Here is a 6186-nt window from a genome sequence, read left to right on the forward strand (position 1 = left end):
GGGATGGCGAAGTTTCCCGAAGAATGCAGAGCCGCTCGCTGCCTCTTGCCTCCTTTCCTTCGGAATGCTACGCAAACGGAGGAGCTGCGCTAACAGAGGAGCTGCCTCTTGCTACGGTAGCTCTCGCTAACGCTAACGCTTTTCATGTCGCGTAGCGAAACGCCATATCTAATCGACCAAGAGAAAAGTGCTAGGATATTTTCTTATATTCAATTCCATTGCGGTTTTAACCAGAGGTAATTATCCATTATCCATTAATGAAGAGGTTTTATCCCATACCTAGTTCTAGCACCTAGTTAGAAATTAACTAGACCATTTGTAATGACTTAGCAGTAAATTCTAGTCCCATCCAACTACCTCCATTATTACTAGAATGATTTGCTTTTTCAACTATATCTAGAACTAAACCAGCTTCCATTAATGGGAATGGTTCAGTATTTTCAGTCTTAATACAATCTAGTAAATTATCAATCACTCCATTAAACCAATTTGCATGACCAGGATCGTCAAAATATGTAGGTACAAAAATATGCTGAACTGGTTGATCTTTCACGCTCAAAAATATATCGTTATTCTCGATGCTAATTTCTCCTTCTGTTCCCTGAATTCTATAATAAGCTTTTGGTATTGAACCTAAAGAGCTTAAACTAATATTAATTAATTTGCCCTCCCAATCTAAACAAAAAACAGCCAAATCTTCTAGTTGACTCTCTACTTGATTGAGATTTCTAGTATGAGCAGATATGCTTTGGGGAGAACCACCAAATAAAGTTTGAGCAACAGAAATTGCATCTAAACCATGGTCGATCATAATACCTCCACCAGAGAGTTCTTTGTTTTTTCGCCAGTCTGGTTGCCACTGGGGTACACCACTTTGAAAACCTGCACCAAATATGTTAAAAGATGCAAATAAAGGTTGCCCTATTTCACCCGAATTAATTAAGTAGGCAGCGTGAACTATTGCCGGAGCAAATTTATAATTATGACATGGATATAAAATACGTTTTCGTTGATTTGCTATTTCTACTAATTCATAATATTCAGCTTTATTTAAAACTAATGGTTTCTCGCATAAAACGTGCTTATCTGCTGCTAATGCTCTTTTGACGTTTTCCATGTGAAAAGCATTAGGCAAGCAAATATCAACTATATCTATTTCATCAGAGTATTCTTCTAGTAAATCATCGAATGTCTCATAAACTCGGATGTTTTGGTATTGTCGTAGTGCTGCTGCACGTCTCGCTGTTACAGGATCTACTACTGCTGTGACATGAATATCAGAACGATCTCTGTAGGCTGGAATATGACCTTTCTCGGCACTAAATCCAAAACCAACAATGGCTACTTTCACAATCTAAAATCCTCTTACTATATAAATTTTTAACATTTTTGTAACAAAAGTTATAACTTTTGTCAAGTCTTTTTTTTTAAGTCCACTCTTAAGTATTTTTCTGATTTTATTTATAGATAATTTTTGCCCAATTTAACTTAATAATTTAGTAATTATAGCTTAAGTAAGTGAAATTTTCCGTTAATTTGAAAATCAAAACTAAGAAATATAGCAATCCTAAATAGGTCGCAGGTAATCAAAAAGTAAATAAAAAAACTGAAACTCCTGCCTGTTGCCTGTTCCCAGTTAAGTGTTCCCTCAAAAGCAGTAAGATTTTTGACACGAATATGCGGAGGATTGCTATAGATATTAGTCTTGAAGATTTCTCAGATATATTTAATTGAAATTTAATTCAAGCAAGGATTAAGTATAACTGATTAAATGATTAGTTTATCTTATGCTTATTGAAATTTGATTACCATAAATATAGAAGGTTTAAGCGATCGCTGCCCTCAAAATCAAAAATAGGAAGTCAGAAGTTAGAAGTTTTTTCTATTATAATTTTCGGTTAAGACTTTCTATTTCTAGACTGAGAAATAGGGTTTAATATCCCCGCTATAAATTGAATTTTATAATTTATTTTAGCGGTTTAAAATTAGTGGCGAGTCATTTCAGTTATCAGTTATCAGTACCTCTAGCTGAAGCATCGGAATTGACATCAGAAATATTCTCTTTTCTCTTGGTCGATTGGATATGGCGAACTTCGGAGCGGCTCTGTAAGAGCGGGAAACCTCGCCATCCCATCCTACGGAAAGCTCCGAATATCGACCGCTTTTTATCCCTTATCCAAGGGAAGGCTTTAGACCACAATTTTTCGGTAACAATCTCCAATTAATTTTAACTTCTGACTTTCCTGCTGAATCCGGAGTTAATACACTTCTGATTTCTGACTTCTTTTCTTTTGTCTGGCGGTATTCAAGCTTTAATATCTAGTTGATAAACAGTCTCTTAAATTCAACATTAAAATAATTAATAGACTTCTCCAAAAATGAAAAATAAAATCAATTATTATCCATAAATTATCAATTACTCCCCCTTCCAGTTAAGTGTTCCTTGTTCCCTCTTTTCTGGAGAGGTCTAATAGTTAACTGATGAGTCATACCAGTTTGAAAAAAAAATGCTACAAAAAGGTGCGTCTGGATCGGAGATAGTCAAAAAGAGCTTCTACAATTTATTTGAGAAAGCTATATTTATCATTTTCCCTTTTTTTCTTCAATATTTATTCCAACTTCAGTCTTCCTTTTTCTCTCTTCCCTACGGACTTTGTATGCAACGTCCCTACCATTTGTAAAAAACATTTATCGCGCTTGGTATAATAAATTTAACATCGGCGTTTCTTTTTTCTTCTAGATAAGAGTAGAGAATCAGTAACTTTGTTTGTAGGGCAAGAGTTTTTAGTATAAATTTGATAAGTTGAGAAAAATATTCTCGGTTTACCCTTAACCGAAGTTAAGGTAGATAATAAGTTTAATTAGGGATATAAGCAAGCCAACTAATTAATTAATCGGAAATGATAAATATACAAAAACCATTTACAATCATAATTTCCAGGATTTCCCAAATATACTTACCTAACTTTTTGCTTAAATTCCATTACTGAGCGTCAAGAAGTATATATAAGTTTATAAAATATCAGTAGTGTTATATATGTAAATTATAGTCCATGAAAATTTTATCATTAACTTCTATTGTTACTGCCACGGTAATTGGATTTTTAAATTTCCCTATCAGTAACCTTTCTGCTAAGGCTCAAACTCCTAATTTTTTCTGCGGTAAAATTGGCGCAACTCCAGCTACAATTGCTAATAAACAAGGCAATAAGATTCCGATTATCCTCTGGGGTGCTAACAATTATTTTGCTCAATCAGGAGAAGATGCTCTTACTAGATGTACTAGAGTCTCTGGAATTTTATCTACTCAACAACGAAATAGATATCGAAATATTACTGTTAGTATATCCAAAAACGGACAACCTATTATTTGTGCTGCTATAGGTGGTTCTTGTCGGTTATTATATCAAGTTCCTCGTGGTCAAAATCCTCAACAAGCTCAACAAGAATTATTGAGAAGAGTTGTTAATCCTCAACCAAATTTACCACCTATTACTGTTTATTAAAGAAAGAAGTAAGAAGGAAGAAGCAAGAAGGAAGAAATGAATAATTTAGAATTTATAATTTAGAAGGAAGAGTTCATTAATTGATAATGGATAATGAATAATGAATAATGGATAATTACCTCTTTAACAATTGATAATGAACAAAGGAGAGGCTTTAAACTTAGATTCGATTAATTATCAATTATCCATTGGTAAAGATATCTTCTTCCTAATAACCCTACTCCCTACTCTCAAGAAGATATAGCAAGAATGGGCGAGATTTAGTATCATATTAAGTCTAATTAATTAGACATAATAAAAACGTTCTTCTCTCTAAGCGAGAATATTTTTGAAATTTTCCCCTGCTCCCTGCTCCGTAGGGACGTTGCATGCAACGTCCCTACCTAAATTTGGTAGTCCTGCATTGTAATGGTGAAGATATAGCAGTCGAAGCAAAGGTTAGAACAGTTATAAATCCTGAAACCGTTTAATAGTCTACTGTTCCCTGTTCCCAGTTAAGTGTTCCCTATTCCCTATTCCCTAGCGCTACGCGCTATATATATTTTTTAATTTCTTCTCACACTCCCCGCACTCCCCACACCCCTCACACTTCCCACGCTCCCCACACTCTCTCTACCATTACGCGAGCACCACCACCCTAAATTTTTTATTGTGGTTATTCAAAGAGACATGATACTAAGATATATACAAGATAAAATCTACAAATTATCTAGACTGAATTGCCCAATTTGTGATTGATTTTTATAGCTGACTCCTGATAGCTAATAGCTGAATACTTACAAAAACTTGACTATAAATAATGAACTAATAGCTGATATAGCACTACGCATTTAGGAGACTTATAAATGCTAAAACTCAGTCAGGGATTATTTTTAACTTTTGAATTTTGACTTTTAACTTGCCCTATGCGCTATAGCTGACTGCTAATTGCTATACTCACTCTGACAAAATTCTCCTACTCTCATAAAATAGTTTGGTCTTTCTGCTAAAAATCTACAACCTTTACTCAAAAGTTGATCTAAATCTTCCACAGACCTTAACCAAAGTTGACCATTACTATCAGCTACAGCAATTTTTTTTCCATCTGAACTAAAGGCTATATCAATCACATTTTCGGAAAATTCAAACTGGCTAATCTGTCGCCCCGATAAATTCCAAAGTCGCACAATACTGTCAATTCCAACAGTAGCTATTAACTCTCCGTCAGGACTAAAATTAACTAGCTTAGTATCTAAATGTAAACTTTGAAAATCATTTACTAATCTACCTGTATAAATCTGCCATAGTTCCACTACTCCATTTGATCTTGCTGTTAGTAATGTCTGAGGTTTATTGATGCTAAAGTTCATACTAATAGCTTCCACATCTAGGGTTTTGAATTTATTTTCAGATATATTCCACAACCTAATAGTAGATTTTCCATCTAATGTTGCGAGAAAATTTCCATTAGGACTAAAACGAACACTTCTAATCAAACCATTATCATTCAAAATTTCATTAGAGGATATAGTTATGGGCGATGATGATAGGTTCCAAATTTGTACAGGAATATTTATGCCAGCAGTTGCTAAATACTTACCATCAACACTAAAGCTAATACTATTAACTTCGGTTTGAGATATTTCTAATACATATAATTTTTTCCCTAAAGTTTTCTCTAATAGACTCCATATTTTTACCGTACCGTTACTACCAGCAGTTGCTAAATATTTACCATCAGGATGAAAAATTATACTATTAACTGATTTTTGTTCTGTTTGCCATTCTGTAATTTTTTTGCCTGACAAATTCCAAATAATTACTTTCCCATCTACTCCTGCTGAAGCTAAAAATTTTTGATTCCGGCTAAATTTTACACTGGTAACTGCACCTTGATGACCTTGCAGAATAATTTTTCTTTTCTGAAGTACACTATCTTTAAATTGTTCTTGTTCGTCAAGTTTATCGAGAATCATTTGTAAAGCTAATATTGGTCGAGTCGCAGGATATTCTGCTAGAGGAGTATTGTTATTTACTAAAGATTTTAATCTTTGTCCGGCAGATATAGCTTTGGGTAAAGCTTCTAACAATGCCTGATTTGTTGCCGACTTTTTGATTGCTAATAACAAAGCATCAGTGCCAGTTTGTTCAATTTCACGACTAGATTGTGCTAGTTTAAATCTTTGATGAGCTAATAGTGAAAAACCTATTGATAAAATTAAAGATATCCCGAAAATAGTCGAACCTATTTTAATCCAACGTTTAGCTTTTTGTTGTGCTTTGACTACTTCCGCTTGAGCTTTTTGAGTCTCGATTTTTGTTAATTCTAAAGTTTCTGTCTGAGCATCTAATACTAATTTTTGGCTAGTAGTCAAAAATTGGAAATCTTGATTCCTTAAACTTTTTCCGGCTGCCCAAACTAAAGCCGAGCGTAAATTTTTTCCTTGCAATAAATAGGATTTATCTTCACAATTAGAATTGAGCCATGCTTTGATTGCTTCCGAATAGGGAGGCAATTTTTCCAATTCTTCAAAAATTATTTCTTGATGAAAAACTGCAGCATATATTGGATTAGAACTATTAACTTACTATCTCGTTTAGCTACTAATCCAGATAACCTAAGTTCCATTTGTTCCGGACTATTATCGGCTACTATTCCAGTCAAATTATTCTGTAAAATTTCCTGATATAATCCCAATCT

At 33.9% G+C, this 6186-nt stretch carries 3 protein-coding genes; 1 reads left to right on the plus strand and 2 read right to left on the minus strand.

Features of this window, described 5'->3' with window-relative positions; genetic code table 11:
• Nucleotides 1-307: 307 nt before the first annotated feature.
• Nucleotides 308-1351 (minus strand): Gfo/Idh/MocA family protein, encoded by a 1044-nt coding sequence (locus tag F6K22_RS27915; RefSeq protein ID WP_293105617.1) that lies wholly within the window; start codon nucleotides 1349-1351, stop codon nucleotides 308-310.
• Nucleotides 1352-3053: 1702 nt separating this feature from the next.
• On the opposite strand from F6K22_RS27915, the gene F6K22_RS27920 reads away from it, so the two are divergent.
• A complete protein-coding gene (locus F6K22_RS27920) occupies nucleotides 3054-3506 on the plus strand; it encodes a COP23 domain-containing protein (RefSeq protein ID WP_293105620.1) in 453 nt (150 codons plus the stop codon).
• A 923-nt stretch (nucleotides 3507-4429) separates the two neighbouring features.
• On the opposite strand, the gene F6K22_RS27925 is transcribed toward F6K22_RS27920, so the two are convergent.
• The gene (locus F6K22_RS27925) at nucleotides 4430-6010 is read right to left on the minus strand and encodes a WD40 repeat domain-containing protein (RefSeq protein WP_293105623.1); all 1581 of its coding nucleotides are present in this window, start codon (nucleotides 6008-6010) and stop codon (nucleotides 4430-4432) included.
• Between the last annotated feature and the right edge of the window lie 176 nt (nucleotides 6011-6186).

Origin of the sequence: Okeania sp. SIO2F4, from assembly GCF_010672385.1 — a bacterium.
Taxonomy (GTDB): Bacteria; Cyanobacteriota; Cyanobacteriia; order Cyanobacteriales; family Microcoleaceae; genus Trichodesmium.

What these genes read in the sequence shown, in the direction of transcription:
- F6K22_RS27920 (WP_293105620.1), top strand. Translation starts at nt 3,054, where the DNA reads ATGAAAATTTTATCATTAACTTCTATTGTTACTGCCACGGTAATTGGA.